Here is a 292-nt window from a genome sequence, read left to right on the forward strand (position 1 = left end):
CAGAGCCGTTTCGACGGCTCCGTCCGGACGTTCCTGCGCCGACCGTCCGAGCGGCGCGCGTCGGCCCGGGCCCGGGTCGACGCGGCCGTGGCGGCCGCGGGGCTCGACGTGGCCGCCCTGCCGAAGGGCGAGCGGACCTCCGTACGGGATCTGGAGCGGCTCGAGGCACTGCGGCTCTCGATCGCCCTGGCCCTGATCGGCAGGCCCCGGCTGCTCGCCGTGGACGACACGGACCTGAAACTCTCGGACGCCGACCGCGCCGAGGCCTGGGCGCTGCTGCGCTCGGTGGCCG

The 292-nt window shown here is 76.7% G+C and carries 1 pseudogene; it reads left to right on the forward strand.

Going from position 1 to position 292, the window contains the following annotated elements:
• Positions 1–292, forward strand: a pseudogene (locus AOK00_RS37930) (ATP-binding cassette domain-containing protein); the annotation flags it as partial.

It is taken from the genome of Streptomyces aureus, assembly GCF_001418135.1.
In the GTDB taxonomy this organism is placed as follows: Bacteria; Actinomycetota; Actinomycetes; order Streptomycetales; family Streptomycetaceae; genus Streptomyces; species Streptomyces aureus_A.